General features: G+C 36.0%; 26 protein-coding genes, 2 tRNA genes and 2 pseudogenes. 4 read left to right on the forward strand and 26 right to left on the reverse strand.

Translation table 11 applies throughout. The features are described from left to right. Positions 1-80 precede the first annotated feature (80 nt). Complete coding sequence (locus EsVE80_RS08545) at positions 81-962, reverse strand: phosphate ABC transporter substrate-binding protein PstS family protein (RefSeq protein WP_173103335.1); 882 nt, start codon at positions 960-962, stop codon at positions 81-83. A gap of 204 nt (positions 963-1,166) precedes the next feature. Between EsVE80_RS08545 and EsVE80_RS08550 the strand changes: the two genes are divergently transcribed. Further along, positions 1,167-1,370 (forward strand): DUF4649 family protein, encoded by a 204-nt coding sequence (locus EsVE80_RS08550; RefSeq protein WP_173104169.1) that lies wholly within the window; start codon positions 1,167-1,169, stop codon positions 1,368-1,370. A 71-nt stretch (positions 1,371-1,441) separates the two neighbouring features. Here the strand turns inward: EsVE80_RS08550 and EsVE80_RS08555 are convergent, their stop codons facing one another. Further along, positions 1,442-1,750 carry a hypothetical protein gene (locus EsVE80_RS08555; RefSeq protein ID WP_173103336.1) on the reverse strand — a complete coding sequence of 103 codons (309 nt, stop codon included), beginning with the start codon at positions 1,748-1,750 and terminating at the stop codon, positions 1,442-1,444. A gap of 140 nt (positions 1,751-1,890) precedes the next feature. Here EsVE80_RS08555 and EsVE80_RS08560 point away from each other — a divergent pair, with 140 nt between their 5' ends. Beyond that, positions 1,891-2,742, forward strand: coding sequence for a hypothetical protein (locus tag EsVE80_RS08560; RefSeq protein ID WP_173103337.1), 852 nt, complete (start codon positions 1,891-1,893; stop codon positions 2,740-2,742). 32 nt (positions 2,743-2,774) lie between these two features. Here EsVE80_RS08560 and EsVE80_RS08565 read toward each other — a convergent pair whose 3' ends face one another. Both EsVE80_RS08565 and EsVE80_RS08570 read right to left on the reverse strand, forming a co-directional pair. Further along, the gene (locus EsVE80_RS08565; RefSeq protein ID WP_173103338.1) at positions 2,775-3,938 is read right to left on the reverse strand and encodes a pyridoxal phosphate-dependent aminotransferase; all 1,164 of its coding nucleotides are present in this window, start codon (positions 3,936-3,938) and stop codon (positions 2,775-2,777) included. A 194-nt stretch (positions 3,939-4,132) separates the two neighbouring features. Next, entirely contained in the window at positions 4,133-4,864 is a 732-nt protein-coding gene (locus EsVE80_RS08570) for an epoxyqueuosine reductase QueH (protein WP_173103339.1), read from the reverse strand. A gap of 299 nt (positions 4,865-5,163) precedes the next feature. Here EsVE80_RS08570 and EsVE80_RS08575 point away from each other — a divergent pair, with 299 nt between their 5' ends. Then, entirely contained in the window at positions 5,164-5,520 is a 357-nt protein-coding gene (locus tag EsVE80_RS08575) for a hypothetical protein (RefSeq protein ID WP_173103340.1), read from the forward strand. A gap of 35 nt (positions 5,521-5,555) precedes the next feature. Here the strand turns inward: EsVE80_RS08575 and EsVE80_RS08580 are convergent. Beyond that, positions 5,556-6,594 (reverse strand): annotated as a pseudogene (locus EsVE80_RS08580) (MFS transporter); the annotation flags it as partial. On the opposite strand from EsVE80_RS08580, the pseudogene EsVE80_RS08585 reads away from it, so the two are divergent. Then, positions 6,590-6,919 (forward strand): annotated as a pseudogene (locus EsVE80_RS08585) (winged helix-turn-helix transcriptional regulator). The pseudogenes EsVE80_RS08580 and EsVE80_RS08585 sit on opposite strands and share 5 nt — an antisense overlap. A 69-nt stretch (positions 6,920-6,988) precedes the next feature. On the opposite strand, the gene EsVE80_RS08590 reads toward EsVE80_RS08585, so the two are convergent. From EsVE80_RS08590 to EsVE80_RS08690, 21 genes are all read right to left on the reverse strand, one after another. Continuing rightward, positions 6,989-7,504 (reverse strand): type II toxin-antitoxin system Phd/YefM family antitoxin, encoded by a 516-nt coding sequence (locus EsVE80_RS08590; protein ID WP_173103341.1) that lies wholly within the window; start codon positions 7,502-7,504, stop codon positions 6,989-6,991. 227 nt (positions 7,505-7,731) lie between these two features. Next, positions 7,732-9,882 (reverse strand): heavy metal translocating P-type ATPase, encoded by a 2,151-nt coding sequence (locus EsVE80_RS08595; protein ID WP_269474257.1) that lies wholly within the window; start codon positions 9,880-9,882, stop codon positions 7,732-7,734. Positions 9,883-9,950: 68 nt separating this feature from the next. Next, a complete protein-coding gene (locus EsVE80_RS08600) occupies positions 9,951-12,143 on the reverse strand; it encodes a heavy metal translocating P-type ATPase (RefSeq protein ID WP_173103342.1) in 2,193 nt (730 codons plus the stop codon). Beyond that, entirely contained in the window at positions 12,143-12,352 is a 210-nt protein-coding gene (copZ, locus tag EsVE80_RS08605; RefSeq protein ID WP_173103343.1) for a copper chaperone CopZ, read from the reverse strand. The genes EsVE80_RS08600 and copZ overlap by 1 nt, the downstream gene beginning before the upstream one ends. Positions 12,353-12,369: 17 nt before the next feature. Beyond that, positions 12,370-12,819 carry a CopY/TcrY family copper transport repressor gene (locus EsVE80_RS08610; protein WP_173103344.1) on the reverse strand — a complete coding sequence of 150 codons (450 nt, stop codon included), beginning with the start codon at positions 12,817-12,819 and terminating at the stop codon, positions 12,370-12,372. A 113-nt stretch (positions 12,820-12,932) separates the two neighbouring features. After that, on the reverse strand, positions 12,933-13,922 hold the full coding sequence (locus tag EsVE80_RS08615) for an aldose epimerase family protein (protein WP_173103345.1): 990 nt from the start codon (positions 13,920-13,922) through the stop codon (positions 12,933-12,935). A 255-nt stretch (positions 13,923-14,177) separates the two neighbouring features. Continuing rightward, positions 14,178-14,249, reverse strand: a tRNA-Gln gene (locus EsVE80_RS08620). Position 14,250: 1 nt separating this feature from the next. Beyond that, positions 14,251-14,334 (reverse strand) — tRNA-Tyr (locus EsVE80_RS08625). An 87-nt stretch (positions 14,335-14,421) separates the two neighbouring features. Further along, a complete protein-coding gene (locus EsVE80_RS08630) occupies positions 14,422-14,652 on the reverse strand; it encodes a DUF2969 domain-containing protein (RefSeq protein ID WP_173103346.1) in 231 nt (76 codons plus the stop codon). A gap of 161 nt (positions 14,653-14,813) precedes the next feature. After that, on the reverse strand, positions 14,814-15,467 hold the full coding sequence (locus EsVE80_RS08635; protein ID WP_173103347.1) for a CBS and ACT domain-containing protein: 654 nt from the start codon (positions 15,465-15,467) through the stop codon (positions 14,814-14,816). Positions 15,468-15,470: 3 nt separating this feature from the next. Then, on the reverse strand, positions 15,471-16,172 hold the full coding sequence (locus EsVE80_RS08640; RefSeq protein ID WP_173103348.1) for an ABC transporter ATP-binding protein: 702 nt from the start codon (positions 16,170-16,172) through the stop codon (positions 15,471-15,473). Beyond that, positions 16,172-16,948 (reverse strand): ABC transporter ATP-binding protein, encoded by a 777-nt coding sequence (locus tag EsVE80_RS08645; protein ID WP_173103349.1) that lies wholly within the window; start codon positions 16,946-16,948, stop codon positions 16,172-16,174. Before EsVE80_RS08645 ends, EsVE80_RS08640 begins: the two co-directional genes overlap by 1 nt. Then, on the reverse strand, positions 16,929-17,903 hold the full coding sequence (locus EsVE80_RS08650) for a branched-chain amino acid ABC transporter permease (protein WP_173103350.1): 975 nt from the start codon (positions 17,901-17,903) through the stop codon (positions 16,929-16,931). The genes EsVE80_RS08645 and EsVE80_RS08650 overlap by 20 nt, the downstream gene beginning before the upstream one ends. Positions 17,904-17,912: 9 nt before the next feature. Further along, complete coding sequence (locus EsVE80_RS08655; RefSeq protein WP_173103351.1) at positions 17,913-18,791, reverse strand: branched-chain amino acid ABC transporter permease; 879 nt, start codon at positions 18,789-18,791, stop codon at positions 17,913-17,915. Between the two features lie 172 nt (positions 18,792-18,963). Further along, positions 18,964-20,145, reverse strand: a complete 1,182-nt coding sequence (locus EsVE80_RS08660) for an ABC transporter substrate-binding protein (RefSeq protein ID WP_173103352.1) — start codon at positions 20,143-20,145, stop codon at positions 18,964-18,966. Between the two features lie 715 nt (positions 20,146-20,860). Further along, on the reverse strand, positions 20,861-21,148 hold the full coding sequence (gene yidD, locus EsVE80_RS08665; RefSeq protein ID WP_173103353.1) for a membrane protein insertion efficiency factor YidD: 288 nt from the start codon (positions 21,146-21,148) through the stop codon (positions 20,861-20,863). A gap of 110 nt (positions 21,149-21,258) precedes the next feature. Further along, positions 21,259-21,930: a 3D domain-containing protein gene (locus tag EsVE80_RS08670; RefSeq protein ID WP_173103354.1), complete on the reverse strand. Its 672-nt coding sequence runs from the start codon at positions 21,928-21,930 to the stop codon at positions 21,259-21,261. 506 nt (positions 21,931-22,436) lie between these two features. After that, positions 22,437-22,613, reverse strand: coding sequence for a DNA-directed RNA polymerase subunit beta (locus EsVE80_RS08675; protein ID WP_173103355.1), 177 nt, complete (start codon positions 22,611-22,613; stop codon positions 22,437-22,439). A 19-nt stretch (positions 22,614-22,632) separates the two neighbouring features. Continuing rightward, on the reverse strand, positions 22,633-23,934 hold the full coding sequence (gene murA, locus EsVE80_RS08680; protein ID WP_173103356.1) for a UDP-N-acetylglucosamine 1-carboxyvinyltransferase: 1,302 nt from the start codon (positions 23,932-23,934) through the stop codon (positions 22,633-22,635). A 94-nt stretch (positions 23,935-24,028) separates the two neighbouring features. Further along, the gene (locus EsVE80_RS08685; protein WP_173103357.1) at positions 24,029-24,262 is read right to left on the reverse strand and encodes a DUF1146 family protein; all 234 of its coding nucleotides are present in this window, start codon (positions 24,260-24,262) and stop codon (positions 24,029-24,031) included. 313 nt (positions 24,263-24,575) lie between these two features. Further along, the gene (locus EsVE80_RS08690) at positions 24,576-24,995 is read right to left on the reverse strand and encodes a F0F1 ATP synthase subunit epsilon (protein ID WP_173103358.1); all 420 of its coding nucleotides are present in this window, start codon (positions 24,993-24,995) and stop codon (positions 24,576-24,578) included. Positions 24,996-25,005: the final 10 nt, after the last annotated feature.

Below are 25,005 nucleotides of genomic sequence, written 5' to 3' on the forward strand. Positions count from 1 at the left end.
TTCAACCTTAAAAAAGCAATTTTCTACTAATCCTCTCGTAGAAAATTGCTTTTTTATCGTGTCATATCAGAAAAATTTTTTTATTTATCCGTAACTTTTCCGTCAACCGAACGTTCAATTCTCATGGTTGTAATCGGCAAATATCCCAACTCTTTAACAGGGCCGTTTTGGATTTCATCTGTTAGTAGATAATCCAAAAATTTTTTTACTTCTTTATCTGGTTCACCTTTTGTATACATATGTTCGTAAGACCAAATTTTCCATTTATTTGTTTCGATATTTTCCGTCGTTGGCGACACATTATCGACAGAAAGCTCCTGTAAACTTTCATCGATGTAGGATAAAGCCAAATAACTGATAGCTCCTGGTGTTTCTGCAACAATCTTTTTCACAGTTCCTGAAGAATCTTGCTCTTGTGACTGCACGGGTGTTGCACCATTTAGTCCCCATTTTTCAAAAGTTGCTCTTGTACCACTTCCAGATGCGCGATTTACAACAGCAATTTTTTCATCTTTGCCACCAACTTGCTTCCAATTGGTAATTTTGCCGGTAAAGATATCAATTAATTGCTGTTGTGTAACATTTTTAATTGCAACATCTTTATTCACAACTGGCGCCATTGCTACTACCGCTACTTTATGATCTACAAGTTCTTTTGCATTCACACCATCTTTTTCTTCTGCAAAAACATCGGAATTACCAATTGTTACTGCTCCTGCGGAAACTTGACTTAGTCCAGTACCACTGCCGCCACCTTGAATCGTAATTTGATAATTGGGGTTTTTACCAGTAAAACTATCTTTGGCAGCTTCTACTAATGGTTGTAAGGCTGTTGAGCCTACTGCGGTAATTTTAGTACCGTCTGTTTTATTTTCCTCTCCGGTTTTTGCACTACTATTCCCACAGGCTGCCAATAATAAACTTGCTGCCACTGCAGTTGCTACTAAATAAACTTTTTTCACGTTTTCCACTCCTATCTTTGATTACAAACTCAGTTTACACAACCTTTGTAAACTTGAGATAAGTAGTGTGTAAAGATTTTATCAAGTTCTGTAAAATTTAAGTAAACGAAATTTTACCAAGCTTATTTCACCCTGATCAGAAGAAAAAGGAATATAATGAGATAGAAAAAATAATAGTGTTACACAAGAAGGGAATTGATGATTATGTTAGAAATTCATTACGTTGTAGCCGGTTCAAAAGAAGAAGTAAAGAAATATGATAAAGCCAGTGATTTTGTGGGCGCCCAATATAAAGAAGTACCTGACTTACAAGATAACTACCACGTAACAAAAGTATTATTAGCTGGTAAAGAAATTGAATTAGATGACAAAACGATTGGCGGTTTATTCAATTATTTAAATAAATAGTTGAACTTAATAAAATTCATAAAAAAAAAACCACTTATGAAAATTTCATAAGTGGTTTTTTTTTACTGTGTTTAAAAGTTAAAAACAATAAAGGCATATAGTAAAAAGAGTGTCAACAGGATCACCAAGATATTCTCCCGCCGATCATGTTTCGGATGTATTAATGCATATAACCGTTCCGTACGGCTTTGATTTTTATACAACAAAAAATGCACAAGGGTATAAATAATTCCACCTGCCAAAAAAAGTAAAAAAAAGCGAACAAAGTGTTGCATGCCAGTTGCTAGCATCATGACCATTGTCGGTATAAAAAGCAACTGTTCAAAAAAGATAATTCCTTGACGATAATGACGAAAAAACTCGGTTATAGCATATTTCATCCCACAGCCTTCTTTCATCAAATCATTTTTTTACTTCTAATCTATTTTACATTAGTTTACTTCTCTAATAATACTCGATATAATTAAATTAAAATTAACTGAAAATAAGATTGCAAAAAAATTTGAAAGTAGGTGTTCTGATGCACTTAAGTAAAGAACAAACCACACGTCTTTTAGAACAAATGGACTTTGTAACCTTCCAAGAAAAAGTCACGCAATATTTTGATGGTGAAGAAGTCGATTTTTCAGTCTATTATCTTCGAAATCGAAAAAATGGTTCGATTTTAGCAACAATGCCAAAATATGTTTATGCATCAGAAGAAGAAGGCGTGGGCAATCGCTATATCATGGGATACGCTAGTATTTTGTGGGAACAATTTGCACCAGTAGATAAAGAAGATTTTGTTGCACGCCACATCAAAGCATTTTTCGATCAAAATAGTTACTTACCAAAAAACTATCAGGCGATGATTGCTGATATTGCATTAGGAGCAAAATATCGTTTCTTTTTATTAGAACCGTTATTGCGTGATTTACAAACATGGGCAGTAAAAAAAGCACAAGCACTCCAAAATAAAAAACGTTATGGCTCTTCAATACTAAAAGAACTCGTACATCTACCGAATAATCAATTTGAAAATCTCTGTATCCATCACTTTGTTACGGAATATCATTATAATCAGCTAAAACTTTTGTTAGAAGATTTACCTATCTGCTTTTTGAATCCTGATTACGAACTTATCAACTATGGCTATGCAGTAGAATTTTGGCTCCACTACTCAGGTGAAGATACGAGCGTCAATTTGGAAGAAGAACTATACGCCTTCACTACCTCTGTTTTAAACAACGAAAGCAACTATCACAATCGCTTTTTATCAACCGTGAGTATGCGCCAAGAATTGACAGAAGAGGTTTTATTAAAAGTTAACGACTTAATCAATGAATTAGAATATTGGGCTTTACGACGCTTGATGCGAAAAGTAGAAATTTAAAAAATTCAAAATAAATTTACTTGCCTTACTATTTATTTCTCTAAATAAGCAGTAAGGCGTTTCATTGCTTCTTCTAATTTTTCCATACTTGCAGCATAACTCAAGCGGATATATCCCTCAGCTTCTTTTCCAAAAGCAACACCTGGAATCACAGCCAGTTTAGCTTTTTGTGCTAAATCCACACAGAATTTCATCGAATCTTGTTCCAAATGATCAGGAATCTTGGCAAAAAGATAAAAAGCACCTGATGGTTTTGCTACTTTAAATCCCAATGCTGTCATTTTTTCATATAAGAAATCACGTCGCAAACGATATTCTTCCTTCATGATTAAACCATCATCAATTCCTTCAATTAAAGCATGTACGGCGGCTTTTTGTGAAATTGTGGAAGCAGCTGTTACTAAATATTGGTGAACTTTGATAATTTCTTTTGTGAGTTCTTTTGGCGCAAAAATAAAACCAATTCGCCAACCGGTCATCGCATGAGATTTTGATAGGCCGTTAATTAAAATTGTTTGGTCTCGTATGAATTCGGCAATCGAAATATGTTCGTCATCATAAGTAAGCTCACTGTAAATTTCATCGCTAATTACAAATACAGGGTATTTTTTCAACACATTGGCCAAAGCTTTAACTTGTTCTTTTGAATAAGTAACGCCTGTTGGATTACTTGGGTAATTCAAAATTACAGCTTTAACCGCATCTCCATGAACAATTAAATGCTCTTCTAAAACTTCTGGGGTTAAAACAAAACCATCGGCAGTTGTATCCATATAAATAGGTTTTGCTGCTGCTAGCGTAATAACTGGTTCATAACCAGGATATATTGGCGCTGGCAATAAGACCTTGTCTCCAGGATTTAAGATAGCTAATAATGAAGCTGAAATTGCCTCAGTAGCACCAATTGTCACTAGAACTTCTGAATGATAATCATAAGCGACATGGTATTTTTGCTTTAAAAAAAAAGCAGCGGCTTCTCTAACATCAGCTAAACCAGACATACCTGTATAATGACTAAAATTTTGCTCAATGGCATCTTTGCCAGCTGCTTTGACATGATCTGGCGTATTAAAATCTGGTTCACCTAAAGTCAATTTTAAAATATCCTCAATGCCTGAAACTTTTTCGTCAAATTGTCGGATTAAAGAAACTGCAATCTGATAAACTTGTTTATTAAATCGTTGTGTTAAATCCATTTTCTCCACTCCTTTTATAAATATGATGTATGCAATCACGTTTTATGTTTTATCCTACCATAAAATAAAAAAAAGCGGCAATGAAATTTTCAACAAACCCAAATTGTTACGTTTAACAAAAGAAAAACCACTTTAAAACCTGAAAACAAGTTTTAAAGTGGTTTTTAATACAAAATATTTTTTAAATTCTATGCTCAATGTGTTAACTCTGTCTGCTGTGCTAAATATGCTTTTGCTTCTTTGTTCACTGCTTTTAAATCTACACCTTGTTGTTTGGCAGCAAATACACAACCACAATAGCATTGGCGAAAGACATCGTATTCTTTACACATCTGAATCGAACGCTCATATCCTTTATTCTTTTTAAAATCACTTGGAAGATAATTCACACTGTAAATCTTTTGAATATCCATTCCAATTTGATTGATTAACTGGGCATTTTTCTTAGGAGAAATAGTGAGTGCACTGCCAAAATAATCATAGCCTAAATTTAGAGCCTCTTTTGCAACTAAATCTAAGCGCATTTGAAAACAAGCTGTACATCTTTTTCCGCCTTCTGGCTCATCTTGTAAATGATTTTCCTTTATAATAGCTAAAAATTCATTAGGTTTATAGTCTGCGGCAATAAAACCGACTGTTGCACCTGTCTTTTCATTAAAATCTTCCACAAATTTCTTTTGAACTAACAACCGGCGTTCATATTCACTTTTAGGATGAATATTCGAATTAGCAAAATAAATGGTAACTTCAGCATATTGCGTTAAAAACTCTAAGGTATAAGTACTACAAGGTGCACAACAGCTGTGAATCAAAATTGTTGGTCGACTATTTTCTTCTTCCCAACGTGTAATCATTTTTCGTAAAACATAGTCATAGTTGATTTTTTGATTCTTCATTTTATCTAAAAATTGATTGGCTTCAATCATATGGAGATCTCCTTACTTATTTGATAACAATTATAATTTCTACTCGATTTTTTTAATAAGTGCTTATTTGAGTTCAAAATATAACGTTCAATTTAATATAATCTTTGTTTTAGCAATAAAATCTAAAAAATAAAAAACGTTCTGTTTCATTTGAAAAAGAAAAAAATAAGAATTTTTTCACTTTCAAAAAAACTTATTTAAATAACGTTGTTTTTATCATTTTTAGTCCATAAAATGAATTAAAGCTAAAAAAGTTACTGTCCCTTGCTGCTAATTCATCTTAAACTAGGAGGTGCCTGATGTCAAAAGCATTTTTGAAACTACCTGTAATGTTTTTTACGATTCCTTTTGTTTACTTATCTTTGTTGCTTGATACATATTTTCACTCAATGTTTGGTTTTTTAGTGACGCTACTTTTTTCTCTTGGCGTAGGTTTTTATTTTAAGGCCTGTGATCAACTACCACTCTGGCTAATTGGCAATGTACTCTCAACTGTTTTTTCTATCCTTTTACAAAATCAACATCCTGAATGGCATTTTTTCTATCAACCTTTTAATCCAGCATTTTTAGTACTACTTTTGTCGGTTCTTTATTTAATTCCACAAATTATTGGGATTATCTGGGCTACTAGTTTAAAAGTTCATTTGTCAAAATAAAAAATGACCTCCTGAGATAGGAGGTCATTTTCTATCTAGTCTTCGCAATTCATTATTTTTTCTAATTGGCTGGTAGATTTCTTTTTATTTTCACGAAAGATTAAAATAATGGCAAGCAAAACAATACCCGCACCAAAAAGCGGCGTATAAGAAATAGCTAATTTTCCTGTAACTTGGGCGCCAATTGTTGAACCTATCGCAATGCCCACATTAAATGCCGCAATATTAAAGGAAGATGCTAAGGTAATATCTTGTGGCACTAATTTTTCAGCTAACTCAACAACATACAACTGCAATCCAGGTACATTCATAAAGGCGAAAAGACCCAACAGCAATGTTGCCACTAATCCTAAAATACTATTGTTTATCTCAATAGCAATAAATAAAAACAATAGAGCAGCCACTAAAAAGCCAAACATTTTGCGCAATGAATTTAATGGATCGATATTTGCTAACTGCCCGCCAATAGTATTACTAATAGCCACCCATCACGCCGTAAATGATCAAGATAACTACAACAGCGCTAGCTGAAAAACCAAAATTATTTAAAATTGGCGAAAGATACGTGTACGCAGCAAAAGTTTCACCGTAACCAAGAGCAGTTATTAAAAAGGAAACTACTAGTGGTTTGGACGTTGTGATTCGTCCAAAGCCCCTCAAATTGACTTTACCTGGAACTGGTAATTGACGTGGAATTAAGAAAATACTCGCAATTAAGCCGACTAAGCCAATTACTGCAATAAAAATAAAAGACATTTTCCAAGAAGTCTGTTGACCAATAAAAGTCCCTAAAGGTACACCCGTAACAGTTGCCACTGTCAAACCAGTAAACATGATTGCAATTGCACTGGCACGACGGGTTGGTATGACTACATCAGCTGCAATAATAGTCAACACAGACATAAAAATGCCATGCGCCAGCGCGGCTAAAATACGACCTATTAACAAAAGAACGAAGGTTGGCGCAAAGGCTGCTAATAAATTTTCACTAACAAATACTATCATAATTCCAATCATCAACCACCTCTGATTCCATTTCCTTGTTAGCACGGTTAGTAAAGGTGCTCTGATGGTCCCCCTTATTGGTGGAAAATGGAAACCCATTATTCTTTGTAGCCTGCCCCACGGCGCAATGCGTCCTAGTAATTTGAAGCGGCGGGGTATTACTGGGATTAGTCAAAAAATGCTGACACAACAATTACGCTAGCTAAAAGAAGATAACATAGTAACGCGAAAGGTCTATCAACAAGCCCCCCAAAAAGTAGAGTATTCCTTAAGTAGCTACGGAAATAGTCTTTCAGACATTTTAGATAGTTTATGTAATTGGGGAGAACAACATGTGGCTTATTTGCAAAAACAAGGACAAATAGTTTGCTTAGAAGAAACAAACTATTTGTAAGTAGCAAAAAGAGCTGATGCTAAAAAGTATTTTCTAGCATCAGCTCTTTTAATTGTATTTCGCTTATATCTACAGCTCTTTTAAATGTATTTTTTTAATGATTAATTTATCAAATAAACTAGAGGTACTGTCTTGTTCACCAATCACTTCAGCGACAATAGTTTTACCTTCGTGTTTTTTACGTAACTGATAGACGATTTTGCCACTTTCTTTTAATTCAGAGATCATATCAACTACACCACCAAAGCCGGTCTTACGCGTAATAAAGCCTAAAGCAACCATGCGTTCGTCTAAATTTTTTGCTGAAATGACAGAACCTGTAATCAAAGCTGTTCGCATTTTTCCTAAAAATTCTTCTAAACCGTCAGCTGTTTGCAAATCATCTTCTTCTATTTCTGGACGATTGTGCAATTCTTGCAGTAGATTTTCATATTGTTCTTGGGTCAACATTACCCCTGCCACTTTTTCACGATTAAAAACATAAACAGCCGTTCCCGCTTCTCGGGCCTGATTAAAAACATCCATTGGAGATTTTTTCACTTCGGTAATAGAAGTCGTCGGCACCTCTAACTTTTTCAGTTCCATTTTGCTTCCTCCTTGAAAATTTCCCACTATAGAAAAGGCAGTCAGCCCCGCTGCGCATTTAATATTTATCAATTCCATAGCAAAGTAGTTCAACGAACACATTATAGCACATCTACGCTGATATGAGCCAAGAGAATTTTTTCTAAATTTATTTCACATTAGTATATTTCCATTCAAAAAAAGCTGTAAAATCATAAAAACTTTATGATTTTACAGCTTTTCTATTTTTATTTTTTTATTTTCAAGGTCATCGCATTAATAGCAACAATTACAGTACTTAATGACATTAAAATCGCGCCAACAGCTGGACTCAAAATAATACCGATTGGGGCTAACACACCGGCAGCGAGGGGAATTGCTACAATATTGTAACCTGCCCCCCACCATAAATTTTGAATCATTTTGTTACGTGTTTGCTTCGCCAAATCTAAAAAGTGTAAAATATCTTCAGGGTTACTGTTAGTCAAAACAACATCAGCAGAATCAATTGCAACATCGGTCCCTGCACCAATGGCAATCCCTACTGTTGCACGGGCTAAAGCTGGAGCATCATTGATTCCATCGCCTACCATTGCAACTTTTTTTCCTTCTTTTGTCATTTTACTGATAATTTTTTCTTTGCCATCGGGTAATAAAGCAGCATGAAAGTTGTCAATACCCAAATAATTGGCTACTGCCGTAGCAGCTTCTTTATTGTCTCCAGTCAGCATAATCGGTTCTACGCCCCGATTTTTTAACGCTTGAATGAAGCTTTTTGCTTCTGGTTTCACTTTATCTCCCAGGGCAATAAGAGCAATTAATTTTTCATCAACAAATAAGTAGCTTATCGTATTTCCTTGGGTTAAATAAGGCGCTAACGTTTTTTTATCAACCGTTTGATTTCTTTTTGTTAACTCTTTGTCGTTTGCGATTAAAACCTGATGATTTTCAACCACACCCGATAAGCCAACACCCGTAATATTTTTTAAATCTTGCACTTTGAAAACATCAATTTTTTTTGTATCAATATATTTCATAATTCCAGTTGCAATGGGATGATTCGCATTTTTTTCTAAAGCACCAATATATTGTAAAGCTTGGTTTTCTTGCCAATCATTCGCTAATATTTCAACCCCAGTGACTGCAAAAGTACCGGCTGTTAAGGTCCCGGTTTTATCTAAAAGAATTGCATCTAAATCATGGGTGTTCTCAATTGCGTTCCGGTTTTTCAGCAGTAATCCATTTTGAGCTGCTAAAGAGGTCGAACGAGCAACTACAAGTGGAATAGCGAGTCCCAATGCATGAGGACAAGCAATGATAAATACGGTCACCATTCGATCAAGTGCCATCGGCAAGTCAGCCGCTACAAGCCAAGCGATAAATGCCAATATCCCAGCGATTAAAGCGACATAAAAAAGCCACTTCGCTACTTTATCTGACAAAGCTTCCAAATGTGATTTTTCAGCTTGAGCATCTTTTACCATTTTCATAACTTTAGCCAAGTACCCATTTTCACCAGTACCTGTTACTTTAATTTGAATGGTCCCTTCGCCATTAACAGACCCACCAATGACTTTATCACCTGTTTTACGGATTACACCGCGAGATTCTCCTGTCACAGCAGACTCATCTACAGTTGTTTCACCTTTTAAAATTTGACCATCTGTCGGCATTTTATCACCGGCACGAACAATTAGCGTATCATCTTCATGAACTTCTTGTAACGAGATTTTTTCTTCTTTTCCCGCTGCATTCACCCGTGTCACTGTATCTGGCAATAATTCTGCTAATTTTTTTAAGGCGCTGCTAGCATTTGACACAGCATTCATTTCAATCCAATGTCCTAACAGCATAATGACAATTAACGTGGCCAATTCCCAGAAGAAATCCATCACATGTTCCGTGTGTAAAAAGTGATTGGCAATAAATGCATAAAGGCTATAAATGTAGGATACTGTAATCCCCATCGCAATTAGCGTCATCATCGCCGGATTTTTCATTTGCAATTCCATCTTAGCTCCACTCAAAAACGGCTGACCACCATATACAAATAGAATTGTAGCTAAAATTAAGACGATATAATCAGAACCTGGAAAAGTAAATTGAAAAGGTAAATTAAATCCCATCATCGGAGAAAGAAGAATAATTGGAATTGCTAAAGCTAAAGAAAGCCAAAATTTTTGTTTGAAATTTCCCATATGCATAGAATGATCCATCCCACCCATATCATGATTCATATGTTTCATATCATGATGTTCATGGTTCATTTCACGATGGTCGGTATGCATATGCTTCATCTCTGACATCGTGTTGTCATGCTTTAATTGGCTATTGTCTATAGAAGCTTGATTTACTTTTTCTTTACTATGGATCTTATTAGGATGTTTTACATGTGGCATCTTTTCAGATTCATCATGATTCCTATCGTGCGACATTTTTCCATCTGCTTTTTTTAAGTCTTTCATCACTACTCCCTCTTTTCTAGTTTTAATCGATTAAGACTAAGTGAGTTTAATAATACACTGACTGAACTAAATGCCATCGCTCCTCCAGCAATAATTGGATTTAAGAATCCTAGCGCAGCAAAAGGAATACCAACCGTATTGTAAACAAACGCCCAGAATAAGTTTTGTTTAATTTTTTTTATTGTCCCTTTAGATAATTGTAACATTTGATCTAGATACATTAAATCACTATGAATCAACGTTACATCAGCAGTTTCCATAGCAATGTCTGTTCCACTCCCCATAGCAATCCCTACATCAGCTAATGCTAAAGCAGGCGCATCGTTGATGCCGTCACCTACCATGCCAACCAAAATACCTTTTGCTTGCAACTCTGCTATTTTGGCAGACTTTTCGTCTGGCATAACTTCGGCAAAAATATTCTGCTCAGCTATTCCTACTTGGGAGCCGATAAATTCAGCTGCGACTTGGTTGTCACCAGTTAGCATATATACTGTAATACCATGTTTTTGTAAAGTCGCTATTGCCGCTTTGGAAGTCGTCTTGATTTCATCTGCTACTGCTACGGCACCTAAAATTGTTGTCTCATTAGAGATTAACATGACAGTCTTGCCTTCTTTTGTCCATTGGTGCAGTTTGGAGAGATAATTTCCACTATCTTCTTTATCAGCCATAAGTTTAGGATTCCCAACAAAATAAGTTGTGCCCTTTACCTGTCCAGTAATGCCTAATCCAGGCAATGATTCAAAGTGGTTAATACTTTCCTCTTTTATCTCTCGTTTATGACCATAATCCACAATAGCAGTTGCTAAGGGGTGTTCTGAAGCTTTCTCTAAACTAACCAAAATGGCTAATAAATCCACTGTAGCTAACTGTAAATCTGTGACTGCTGGTTTTCCTTTTGTAATTGTTCCCGTTTTATCTAGGACAATCGCATTTAGTTGTGCAGCTTGTTCTAAAACTGCGCCCCCTTTAATTAAAATCCCATTTTTAGCTCCTAGTCCGGTTCCAACCATAATGGCCGTGGGCGTTGCAAGTCCCAGAGCACAAGGACACGCAATTACTAAAACAGCAACGCTATGCATTAAAGCCGCTTGCCAATCACCACTCACAAGTCCGGTCACAATTAATGTTACCACAGCAATTACTAAAACACTGGGTACAAACACTGCTGAGATTTTGTCGGCAATTTGCTGAATTGGCGCTTTTTGCCCTTGTGCTTCTTCAACCATGCGAATAATGCGAGCTAAAACTGTTTCATCGCCGACTTTTAAGGTCTTAATGACCAATTGCCCAGTATTATTAAGCGTTCCGCCAAAAACTGTACTATCGGTTGTTTTTGTTACGGGCATGCTTTCACCTGTCAACATACTTTCATCAACAGTCGTTTTACCACTAACAACAATGCCATCTACTGGAATTTGTTCGCCAGGTCGGATAATAACTTTCATACTTTCTTTAACTGCGGCAATTTCAACTTCACTTTGACTACCATCTTCATTTAAAATACGAGCTACTTTAGCTTGTAACTGCATAAGTTGTTTAATAGCGGAACTCGTTTTATTTTTCGCAGTAGTTTCTAGATATTTTCCTAATAAAATTAAAGCAATAATCATACCGCTACTTTCAAAATAAAGCTCATGGGGATTTCCACCTAAAAAGCCATTATAAAAACTTAAAAGAAACGCTGCCGTAGTCCCTAAAGAAACTAGAACATCCATATTAGGTGCCTTTGTTTTTAAAGCGTGATACGCTCCTTTGTAAAAACGCAGACCGACTCCAAATTGAATGGGTACAACTAAAATCAACTGAACGATTGGACGATGAAAAAAGTGTACCCAAGGCGTATTAAACCCAAGAAGCATTGCAATCATCGCAATCATTAATGGTGCAACTAAAACGGCACTCATCACTAAATCTCGACGCATTCTTTGGATACGTGCCAGCTTTTTGTCCGCTACTTGTTGTCGGTGCTCTTGGTCATCTAAAATTGCACCATAGCCGATATTTTCAACACTTTTGATTAGATCATCTGCTGTTGTTTCACTAAATTGGACCGTTGCTTTTTCCGTAGCTAAATTAACATTTGCATGTAACACTCCTGGTTGTGCCTTCAATTCTTTTTCAACCCGAGCTGAACAATTGGCACACGTCATGCCAGTAATGACAAAACTTGCAACTTGTTCATTATTCATTAGAGCACCTCAGTTGGATAGCCCGCCGCAGTGACTGCTGCAATAATTTTTTCATCGGTTAATTGGCTATCATCATATTTCACCACACCATTATTTTTCTTCAAATTAATTTTGACTTTTTTCACGCCCGGTAACGCCTTAATCGCACCTTCTACGCGTGCAACACAGTGTTCACAACTCATACCACTAATATTAAATGTTTGTTTCATTCTAATTGCCTCTTTTCTTAATGATTTATTTTAACTTGATGTTGACTACACTCACATTGGCCGGGAATACAATTACACGCTATATTCTCTACTGGTGTTTTAGCTGCCAACGCTGTGTTAATTGCCGCTATATCTGTGGCCGTCAACTGAGCCTCGTTGACTAGATCAGCGATTGTCATACCAATCTTTTGGGCACAAATATGAGAAAAAAGGTTTTCTGTCGCACTGCGAACAGTTGCTTTTTCAGATACGTTAGGATAATAAATGAATCTCTTTCCTTCTGATTCACTACGAATCACTTCTTTTTTACTCAAGCGACCCAAAAGTGTTTTGACAGTGGCCAATTTCCAATCCATCTTATCTCCCAAAATCGCGGCAATTTCATGAGCAGTCGCAGAATTTAATGTCCATAACACTCGCATGACTTCCCACTCTGCATCACTAATTTTCACAGGTTCTATTGTCATTTTATCGTCACCTCGTTTACAGTTGTAATCTCAACTTCTTGTTAAGTTTACAACTGTAAACGAAAATGGTCAAGAAAAAACCTCACTTTTTTCAAATGAGGTTTAGTATTAGTTTAAAAAACTAATTTAAAAGTACTTTCCATCGAATACGGTTCATCTGGCGTTAACGTGATACTTCCAAATTGTGGATAAATTTCTGTTCCAGGAACTCCTTGAGGTTCAATTGCAACGGCACCATGATTAGCCATAACTCCGTTTTTCATCTCTGTCCCCGCTTCTGCTGTACCTGTCGTGTAAATGACAACTGCCGGAGCCTGAGTTATCAGCGTTAAAGCAACCTTTCCATCTGGTGAGGTTAAAGTCAAAGCTTCCTCTGCATCATCTTCAATTAAAAACGGATCATCTAACAACGTTTCACCAATTTTATTCTCTGAAATAAAATCAAATTTCGTACCAGCGACGGCAACTTTTTCTCCTGTTGTTGTAACATCATTATTTGTTTTAGCAACAAATTTAGCGTTAATTTGTAAAAGATGTTCATCAATTGCTTCACTTGGGGTACCTGTCAAATTATAATAACCATGATTCGTTGGGTTAAACAGAGTTGCTTTATCAGTTGTCGCTTCAAATTTAAAGCTATATTGGTTATCATCTGATAAAGTATAGGTGACTTTTGCTACCACATTGCCGGGAAATCCATGGTTACCATCTTCATCTTCTAAGGTGAAAACTACACCAGCTTTATTTCCCAAACTAAAGGTTTGGGCTTGCCAGTCACGCAAATCAAATCCTTCAAAACCACCATGTAGTGTATTTCCTTTTTGATTTGCTTCTGTTTCATAAATAGTTCCTTCTAATTCAAAACGAGCTCCTGCTATACGACCAGCTACTGGACCAATTGCAGCATTATAATAACTATTTTCTTTGTAGTCTGCGATTGTTTTACAACCAACTAATACATCTCGTAAAGTATCATCAACGGGCACTACTAAAGAAATCGAACGCGCCCCAAAAGGATGTAATCCTAAAACTACCCCATTTTCATTTTTCACTTCATAATATGTTCCCAGTTCCTTACTCTCTAACTTTTCAACTGTTGCCATTTTCATCGCTCCTTATGTCGCTTCATTTAACTAAAAAAGCCTTTTCAATTTATCTTTAGTATAGCGATGACAACTAAGAACGTCAATTTATTTAGTAACATTTAGTAAATTTATTTTAATTAAAATTTTAAATGGATTATCCATTATTTCTCTTTTAAAAAACTTGCTTTGATCTTTTATTCTTTATTATCCAGTGCTTCCTAATTTTCATTAGCTAAAAAAAAAACGTATCTTCAACAGAAGATACGTTTAAAACTGGGGTAGCTGGATTCGAACCAACGCATGAGGGAGTCAAAGTCCCTTGCCTTACCGCTTGGCTATACCCCAATGGTGGAGGAGAGTGGATTCGAACCACTGAACCCTAAGGAACGGATTTACAGTCCGTCGCGTTTAGCCACTTCGCTACTCCTCCGAAAGGTTTTAATCAACCTGACTTAGTTATAATACAAAAGATAACTAAAAATTGCAAGTGGTAATTTCAATTTTTTTTACAGAAATTTTAGTCATGCAAATTATGTTGCAATAATACGGCTTCTACCGCTAAATCTAAGGATTTATAAGCGCCTAAATCATCTTCACCTAAGAAAGCTTCGTAGTTTTTTTCACCCATTGTCAAGATTTCACCAATAACTTTTTTGCCAATTGATAGTTGGTTAACAATGTAATTTTTACCTTTAATATCTTTTTTCACTTCTTCTACTTTAACTTCAATATCTTTTTTCTTTGTCATGCTTCTCACCTCGCTAAAGTATTTTAGCACATTCTTATCTTGTTTGGTATAAAAAGGAAATGAAAAACCCAAACAAGGGAGACTTACTTGGTCTTTTTAGTTTTATTACACTAAATAAGAACAGTACGTATCTTTTGTTTGGGTGAACTTCCATCAAAGTCTTATGCGTTAGTAGCGTTCGTTAAAACAGCCGCAGTCACGAAATAGCCAGCTGTTGTTAGCACCTCTTTAACTTTTTCAACATTACGAGACTGCACTTGTATCTCAATTATTGTTGCCAATTCCATTCGATTAACGACAATAGTTAAAATACTAAAATCGTGTTCGGCTAACAGCTTGGTAATTTCTGCTAAAATCCCTACATGATCATCGGTGATTTGTAAGCTAACTCGTGTGCCACCATCATTGTAGCCAGTAATTTTCAAAAAAGCCGCAAAAATATCATTGTTGGTAATAATTCCTTTAACAGACTCGCCTTGTACTACGGGCAGTACAGCGATCTTATTTTCTCGCATTTTATAAATAGCGTCTTCTAACAATGCATCTGGTTCAATCGTTAAAACATTTTTTTCCATAACGTCACCAACAGTTGTCTTATTTAATAAGTAATTGGCTTCATAAACACTCAAACTGGTAGCTTTAGAAGGCATCGCTTCTTGTATAATCCCTTCTGTAATTAGACCAACTAATTTTTCCTGTTGCAAAACTGGTAAACGATGAATATCATGTTGTTTCATTAAATCAATAGCATCAAAAATTGGTGTATCTGGTGCCACTACCACTAAATTTTTTGTCATAAAATCACGAACACTCATCTTTTAACCCCCTAAATAAGCTTTTTTCACTTCATCGCTGGCCAACAATTCTTCACCAGTCCCTTTTAATACGACACTACCGGTTTCCAAAACATATCCGCGGTTTGCAATCGATAATGCCATTTTAGCATTTTGTTCTATGAGCAAAATCGTGGTTCCTTGTTGATTAATTTCTTCAATGATACTGAATATCTCCTTAATAAAAATCGGTGCTAGTCCCATTGAAGGTTCGTCTAACAAGAGTAGTTCAGGTTTTGACATTAATGCGCGCCCCATCGCCAGCATTTGTTGTTCACCACCAGAAAGTGTCGCTGCGTCTTGATTTCTCCGTTCTTTTAAAACAGGGAATTTTTTAAAAACTTGTTCGTAATCTTTTTTTACTTCGCCGTCTTTACGTAAAAAAGCGCCCATCTCCAAGTTTTCCTGTACGGTTAACCCGCTAAAAACATGACGTCCTTCTGGCACTTGAGATAATCCAGCTGTGACAATTTTTTGTGGCGGTGTTTTGGTAATATTTTGCCCTTTAAACGCAATTTCCCCTTGGCTCGGGCGCAATAAGCCAGAAATCGTCCGCAAGATTGTTGTTTTCCCTGCTCCATTGGCGCCAATTAAAGAAACAATCTCCCCTTTGTTAACGTTAAATGACACATCATGAACAGCTTCAATAACGCCGTAATGCACTGTCAAATTTTTAATTTCTAGCATTACATATCCCCTCCCAAGTACGCTTTAATAACACGGGGATCCGCTTTAATTTTTTCCGGCTCTCCTTCTGCAATAATACGTCCATATTCCAGAACATAAATTCGCTGACATACATCCATCACCAAACTCATATCGTGTTCAATTAGCAGAATAGTTAACTGAAAGTCTTTTTGAATTTTACGAATTAATTCTGTTAGTTCGGCTGTCTCTTGCGGATTCATTCCCGCTGCTGGTTCATCTAAAAATAAAATTTTAGGTTCTGTCGCTAAGGCTCGAACAATCTCTAATCGTCGCTGTTCTCCATAAGGCAAGTTTTTAGCTAAAGTCGTTAATTTATTTTCCAATCCAAAAATCGCTAATAATTCTACTGCTTTTTGTTTTAAGTCAGTTTCATTACGGTAAAATTTTGGTAAACGTAAAATGCTCGTGAAAAAACCTTCTTGATGCTTGGCATTCATCGCAATTAAAACATTCTCTATAACGCTCAAATCTTTAAATAAACGGATATTTTGGAAAGTACGAGATAAACCCATTTTTGCAATATGGTAAGGCTTTAGGCCATTTAATCGTTCGGCTTGTCCACTGGGAGAAAAGATAACATCCCCTGTACTAGGTTCATACACACCGGTCAAAAGATTAAATAGTGTCGTTTTTCCCGCACCATTAGGACCTATTAAACCAACTAATTCATTTTTATCCAATGCCATATTCACATGGGAAACAGCAGCCAAGCCACCAAAATTTTTGGTTAAATTTTTAACTGTTAATAGAGGCATCTGCATCGTCTCCCTTTGTAAATTTTTGCCAAATTTTCTTAACAGAAAATTCCCAAGTTCCTAATAAGCCACTTGGTTTAAAAATCATAATAATAATCAGCGCCAAGGCATAGACGATCATACGAACATATCCAAAATCTTGCAAGAACATATTTAAAACGCCTAAAACAATCGCGGAAACAACAGCACCTGTAGTAGAGCCCATGCCCCCAAAAACAACAATAATTAAAATATCAATGGATTTCATAAAGCCATAGTCTTTTGGAAAAACCGATTGTTGGTAACCGGCAAATAAAGTACCTGCAATACTGGCTGTTATTGCACCCAAAACAAACGCAATTACTTTATATTTTGTCGTATTAACACCCATTGCTTCAGCTGCTATTTCGTCTTCTCGCACAGCTAGCGTTGCCCGCCCTGGTCCACTGTGGATAAAGTTTGCCACAATTAGGATGGTCAAAACGGCAAATACATAAACTGTTTCCCACGTAGTAAATTGTAAAATACCAAAAATCCCCGTTGGTCCATTGGTTATATCGCGCATATTGACAATTAGAATACGGATGATTTCTGAAATTCCTAGCGTTGCAATGGCTAAATAATCGCCTTTTAATCTTAAAGTTGGCACACCCACTACTAATGCTACAATACCTGAGATGACCATTCCTAATAATAAACCAGAGAAAAAGCCACCATATGTTGGATTATTAATTGACATAATGGCACCAGAATAAGCTCCAATCGCCATAAATCCGGCATGCCCCAAAGAAAATTGACCCGAAAAGCCAATAATTAAGTTTAACCCAACAGCCAAAATAATATTAATTCCAATATTAACAATAATACGGTCGGTAAACAAAGTAACGACGCCTGTGTTATACAAGACTAACAAAACTCCATAGACTAACACCGCTATTCCTAACCAGGTTAAATTGTATTTCAAATTTTTTTTCATCCTGGTCACCTACACTTTCTCTTTAATATTTTTACCTAAAATTCCTGCTGGCCGAATTAATAAAATCAAAATCAAAACTAAATATACAATGGCATCTTTAAAATCAGAAAAACCTAATGCTGTTGCAATTGTTTCAATCAAGCCGATGACAAAACCTCCTAATGCCGCTCCTGGGATAATCCCAATACCACCTAAAACGGCCGCAACAAACGATTTTAATCCTGGCGTTACGCCCATCATTGGATCAATTGAATTGTAATAAAGCCCTATTAACATTCCGCCGGCAGCAGCTAAAGCAGAACCTAGCGCAAAAGTAAAAGAAATCGTTCTATTGACATTAATCCCCATTAATTGGGCAGCATCTGGATCAACACTAACAGCTCGCATTGCTTTTCCCATTTTTGTTTTCTTTACAATTAGTTGTAATAAAATCATTAAAATAACCGAAACTGCTAAAATTAATAGCTGTATATTGCTAACTTTAATAAAACCAAAGCTGTATGTTGTTCGTTTAATTACTTGGGGAAAAGCACGCACATCAGGACTAAAGAAAAATATCATCACGTTTTGTAATAAATACGATACACCAATGGCTGTAATCAAGGCCGCAATGCGTGTTGATTTTCGTAAAGGACGATATGCCAAAAACTCAATTACCACACCCAATGCTGCACTGGCCACCATTGAAATTAAAAGTGCCGGAAAAAAACCAAGCCCCCCAGAGTTAATTAAAAAATATCCGATAAAACTACCAATCATATAGACTTCGCCGTGAGCAAAGTTAATTAGCTTAATAATTCCATAAACCATGGTATAGCCCAAGGCCAATAAAGCATAAATGCTGCCTAAGAATAGACCATTTAATAATTGTTGAACTACCGTTTCCATCTCATCACATCCATTTATCTTTTAAAAAAAGGCTGAGATAAAAGTCTCTATAGTAATCTATCAACACTGTTACTCCGTTCAGCTAAAGCTGCTTGTTTTCAACAAGTAAACCGAGAACAAATGTCTGATATTTTACTACAGCTGTCTTTATCCAACCTTTCAAAATTCTTATTTACGGATTTACTGTTTCCGCTGAAGTTTCTTTACCTTCTGTTAAGCCAAGAACCACTGCTGATTTTTCAGGATTGTGCTCTTTATCAATCGTCATTTTACCTGTCACACCTTTAAAGTCTTTCAAATTCTCCAAACCTTTTTTAATAGCACTTGAATCAGCAGATCCTTCATCTTCAATAGCTTTTTTCACCATATAAACTGCATCATAAGCCAAAGCATTAAAAGATGATGGTTCTTTATCATACTTTTCCTTAAAAGCCTTAATAAACGGTTCAACCTTATCTGTTGCAGGTGCTTTCGTTGAGAAGTGTCCGGTATAAAAGACATTTGAAACATTACCCGCACCAGCTGTCTCTACTAACTTTGCGTCACCAAATCCATCTGCTCCGACAATTGGTGTTTCAATGCCCATTTCACGTGCCTGTTTAATAATTAAACCAGCTTCTGTATAATATCCCGGAATGTATAACACATTGAAATCTTTGTCTTTAATTTTCGTTAAGACTGCTTGGAAATCTTTGTCACCTTCTGTAAAGTTTTCTTCAGCAACAATTTTGCCTTTGTATTCATCTTTAAAGGCTTTTGTTAAGCCAATTCCATAATCGCTCGAATTATCGCCTAAGATAATAGCCTTGTCTGCCTTTAAGTTTTCATGGGCATATTTAGCTAAAATTTTACCTTGGAAACTATCTTGAAAACACGAACGAAATGCGTATGCTTGTACGTTATTACCTTGTTTTGTAATTGCATCATCTGTTCCAGATGGCGTAACTAAAGGGACCTGCGCTTTGGTGGCATTTGGTAAAGCAGATTTCACCGCGCCAGATGTTGCCGGTCCAATTAATGCCACCACTTTACTATTTGTGGTTAAATTAGTTGCCACTGTTCCTGCTTCATTATTATCTGATTTATTATCTTTTGAAACCAAATCAATTTTTTTGCCATCAATCCCACCAGCAGCATTGATTTGTTCCACTGCCAATTCAATCCCCTCTTTTTCAGCATTCCCATATGCTGCCACGGCACCGGATAATTCCATATTCATACCAATCTTGATTGTATCGCCTTCTTGCTGATTTCCTCCAGCAGAACCTTCTGTGGCTCCGCCTCCTTTTGGTGCTGCGCTACATGCAGACAACAATACTAGTCCCGTAAATAAAAATGCAAATTTCTTTTTCATAGTATTCCTCCTTTTATTTTCTCCAACAAAGTTTTTCATTGTACTACCAGCTACCTTTATCAAGGTTCATTAGTTCTACAATTTGATTTTTTTAGATATATTTTCCTTTTTTAAACCGTTGACCACTTCATAATATAATTATGACATCGCGCTGGCGATGGATATGCTATAAAATATACTGAAAATTCAGAATAAAGTCAACGAATTTTCAGAATATTTCATCAATTTATTTAAAATTATTTTATGTAAGCCCTTTATTCTTTTGTATGTTTAAAAATGATGATTTGATAGTCTTCAAGCCTTTCATTTTTTTTATCACAGAATAAATATCAAATTTTTTTATTATCTTACTCTAATAATATTATCATTTAATTTCATTTAAGCCAAATATTATTCCAACTAACTTATGACTTGTAGCATTAAGATTTATAAAAAACCAACCAACATTTATTCTACGAATATAAAAAATGAAAGTAGGATAAACTAACAGGAAAGGGTAAGTTTTGTAATTAAAAAGAAGGAACCAATCTGCTAATGGTTGTCATACCTGAAACGCACTATTTTAAGTACAATTTTTCTAACATGAGCTGTTTTACAAGTAACTTTAGCTCTATTAAAAATTAATTCTAATATTTCATTTAAGCGAAATAGGATAGTTCACTTTAGTTTAGTGTCTCGCTATCACACTAAAAAACGCTAAGAGGATATTTACCTCTTAGCGTTTTTTATGCTGTTGCTGAAAATACGTTTGTTCGTCATCGGGCTTATGAGGATTACGCCGTAGTGAAAAAGTTTCCGGTACATAATCTAACCCACCTTTTACAAAAGGATGGCACCGTAGTATTCTAGCTGTTCCCATAATCCCCCCCTTTAAGGCACCGTGTTTTTCTACTGCTTGAATCATATATGAAGAACAGGTAGGATAATAACGGCAACTGGGAGGAAATAAAGGCGAGATAAAACGTTGATAGCCTCGAACTAGCCCAATCATTATCTTTTTCATCTAAATTGTCCTTTCTACAAACAATTAGCACTGGCAAAAGCATACGTCAATTTTTTTACGGTTACAAGTAAAAAAGTCCAAGTCATTTGCACTTGAACTTTTAATCATTTCTATCCTAAAATAGTTACTTTTACTTGGCGTCTTCCCCAAGCTTCACATTGACCTGCTGTAGAAAAATGAACATCGATAATGTTACCTTGAATAGCAGAACCAGTATCGACAGCATAAGCTTCGCCATAACCTTCCACATATAATCGCGTTCCTAATGGAATCACACTTGGATCGACAGCTACCGCCATTGGATTTACTAATAAATTTTGGCCAGTTGCTGTAACAGAACCGCCCCCCAGCGCATCTGCGGGATCGGAGCTATAAGCAGTAGCTTCCATCATCATTGTTTGACCACTTGGTTGATTTTCACTTGCTTGCTGCTCTTGTTTTTCTTGTTGAGCGACCTTTTCTGCTGCCGCTTTTTCAGCAGCTTCTTTTGCGGCTTTTTCTTTAGCAGCTTTTTCAGCAGCAATTTTTCGAGCCTTTTCTGCCGCTGCTTTTTTAGCAGCTTCTTTTGCCTTAATATCATTTTTGACTAAATCTACAGCCTTGTTATTTGTTGTTTGAACTAATAAAGAACTAGACAGATTTGTTACTTCATCCTTTGAAACAAGTTCTGTCTGGATCGCTGGTTGGCTAGTCGTTTCATTTTCTGCAGCATAAACAGGTAACATACTACCTACAGCAATTACAATCGTTGCACTCAAAATTGGTAATAATCGGGTTTGCATTAATCGACACTCCTCAAAATTATAAAAATTGTAATAATCCTATTTGGGTCACCACAATTAAATTGAATTTTTCCACGAGAAGTATCATAGCATCTCTTTTTAGCTGGTAGGTTACAAGAGAGTTAAACCTCTTTGACAAGAAAAAAGAAACTTGATTGTTTTCTGTTACAAACGAAACATTTGTCTTATAAGACCCGATTAACTATTCTCAGAGCTGTTATTATGCTATTTTTAATTATTACAAAAAGTACTTTTCAATTACAAAAGTATTTAAGACAATATTTTAGATCTTATTTAGCACGTAAAAATTGAGCAAAATTTGGGAATCAATACTAAAAATCACGATTTATTACACTAATTTTACAAAAAAGACAAAAAATAAAGCGATATCAGCAAAAAAATCCCCCACTCCTATATTTCTATTGCTATTTTTTATCTAGACAGTTGCCATGCATCCCCTAAAATTTATATCAAAAAAACCGACCTATTTAGGTCGGCTAACTTTCCTATTTCATAAAATCTAAAATATGGGTCCAGAGTCCTGGATAAAAAACTTTTAATGGCATTCCTTCGCCAATTCCCCCATAACCAATCATCGTTCCAATAATAAACATAATCATAGCTAATAAAAGGACAAAGAGAATTTTCACTAAAGTCGTAATGATATAACGATTTAATTTCATCCAGTTACACCTCTATCTTCTAAGCAATTGTAGCAGCATTTTTGTTAGCAGTTTTGTGTTCAATCTCTACGCGCTCCACATTGCCTCCAAGGGCTTGTAATTTCTTGTGGAAGTTATAATAACCACGGTCTAAATATTTTAAATTACGTACGCGGGTAATACCATTTGAACGCAATCCAACTAAAATTAAAGCCGCTGCAGCGCGTAAGTCCGTTGCATAAACTAATGCGCCTTGCATTTCATGCCCGCCTTCAATGACAGCAACATTGCCATCAATTTTCACATGAGCATTCATTCGACGCATTTCTTCCAAATGTTGGAACCGATTTTCAAATACAGTTTCTGTTACGATACTTGTGCCGGGGGCTACCATTTGGATTGCAGTCATTTGAGCTTGCATATCTGTTGGGAAACCTGGATGAGGCATCGTTTTCACATCAGTTGGTTTCAATACTTTAGGACCGATAACGCGAACGCCTTCTTCTTCTTCGATAATTGTTGCACCCATTTCACTCAATTTGGAAATTAAAGGGCGATTATGTTCTGAAATAGCATCTTGAATTAAAATATTACCTTCAGTCATTGCTGCCGCCACCATGAATGTCCCCGCTTCGATTCTATCTTGCACAATGGAGTGGTTGACTGCATGTAAGTGAGCAACGCCTTCAATTCGCATTGTTTCAGTACCTGCACCAAAAATTTGAGCACCCATTTTATTTAGTACATTAGCCAAATCTACAATTTCAGGTTCCCGGGCAACGTTTTCGATGATTGTTGTTCCTTTTGCTTTAACAGCAGCCATCATAATGTTTTGCGTAGCGCCAACGCTTGGGAAGTCCAAATAAATTGTGTTGCCGTGTAGTTCATCGGCGATTGCTTCAATATACCCATCTTTTTGATTAATTTTAGCTCCTAGAGCTTGAAAGCCTTTTAGATGTAAGTCAATTGGTCGCTTGCCAATAGCACAACCACCAGGCATAGCAACTTTAGCATGCCCATTACGTGCCAATAACGGTCCCATTACAACAATAGATGCCCGCATCTGACTAACTAATTCATAAGGTGCTTCAATTTCTAATTGACGAGAAGCATTGATTATCACTTCGTTTGCAGCTTCATTAAAATCGACATCCACATTCAAGTGGCGAATAACTTCATTCATTGTTAGAACATCGGATAAAATTGGCACATTACGTAAAGTCGTTGTCCCTTCTTCTGCTAATAAACTTGCAGCTAAAATGGGCAAAACGGCATTTTTTGCGCCTTCAATTTTGACAGTACCTTTCAATTGATTACCACTTTGAACGATAATCTCTTCCATAAAATTCCCTCCAGAAAATAGCCTGAATGCTTATGCACTCAAAATCTGTTTTATTATACCATAACTTTTTCATAAAGTACGTTTTTTGTATTTGTTAGACAATTGAAAGAAAAATATTCTTCAATAAATTCAGGATTTCTAAAAAAAAGCTGCTTGTCAGATAGCCCAAGCTAATGGCGAACATCAAAATCACAATCCTGATTTGCGCTGTCTGAAACGATTTGAACAAAGTATCTAATCGCAAAGCACGCAATCCCCAAAAGGCTAAATAAACAAATGCAAAGTGACTGATTATCCGTACTATTGCATCAACACTATATACTTGCATCTAGTTTACCTCCTGAGTAAAAAATTCAACACTCCTATAATATCACAAATAGACACTTAAAAAAACAAAAATATTCCATAAATCTTTAAAGCGTTTTTTAAAAGTCTCTTTTATAATTTTAGCTTATTTTATTATTCCTGCAAACTAAAAAGGTCGAAGGTCGCCAACTATCCTACTTGGTCACGCTTCGTATTTGAAACTATGTAAAAAAGACTGTGATAAATTTTTATCACAGTCTTTTTACTGATAAATGCCATTACTGTCATCACGTATCCATCAATGAAGCATAATCTTTTTTCTGAGTTACATCCTATTATTGATGTTTGGAAACATTGATCCGATTAATAGCGCGATGAAGAGCAACAGTCGCCCGACGCAGAGAATCGACATCTTCTTTTTCCCTTGCTTCTGCAATCATTCGTTCTGCTCGTTGTTTTGCTCGTTCAGCCCGAGAAACATCAATATCCCGTTCTCGTTCAGCACTGTCAGCAATAATAGAAACAACGTTGTCTCGAACTTCCATAATACCGCCATTAACCGCAATCCAGTCAACATGGGTGTCTGAGTCAGTTCGTTTTACCCGAACTTCATCAATAGCTAAGGGGGTAATTATCGGTGCATGTTTTGGTAAGATACCAATTTCGCCAGCCGTTGTATTGGCTACAACAATTTTAGCGTGGTGATCATAGACTAAACCATTAGGTGTTACCACATTTACAGTTAAGTATTCCATGGTGCACCCC

Origin of the sequence: Enterococcus saigonensis, assembly GCF_011397115.1 — a bacterium.
GTDB lineage: Bacteria > Bacillota > Bacilli > Lactobacillales > Enterococcaceae > Enterococcus_C > Enterococcus_C saigonensis.